This window comes from Streptomyces sp. P17, assembly GCF_032436805.1.
Taxonomy (GTDB): domain Bacteria; phylum Actinomycetota; class Actinomycetes; order Streptomycetales; family Streptomycetaceae; genus Streptomyces.
Genome location: NZ_JAVRBF010001155.1, coordinates 1 through 254 on the forward strand (window position 1 = coordinate 1; position 254 = coordinate 254).

Here is a 254-nt window from a genome sequence, read left to right on the forward strand (position 1 = left end):
GTGAGGGCGAACCGCTGCTGCTGGGCTTTGTCGTCCCGCGGCAAAATGGCGACGCCCACCTGCTCGACGGCGTGCGCTGCCATCTCGAGGCGACGTTGCCGGGACACATGCGTCCACGTCGGCTGCTGGTGCTGGATGCCTTGCCGGTACTTCCCGGTCAGAAGGTCGACGAGGCGGCCTTACTGGCGCGGGTCGGAGCGAGAGGGCTCCCTGGGCTTGCCCAATCCTCGAGATGGTCGACAGCTTCGGCAGCC

General features: G+C 67.7%; 1 pseudogene. It reads left to right on the forward strand.

Annotation, left to right across the window (positions count from 1 at the left end):
• Positions 1–254 (forward strand): annotated as a pseudogene (locus RMT89_RS44250) (hypothetical protein); the annotation flags it as partial.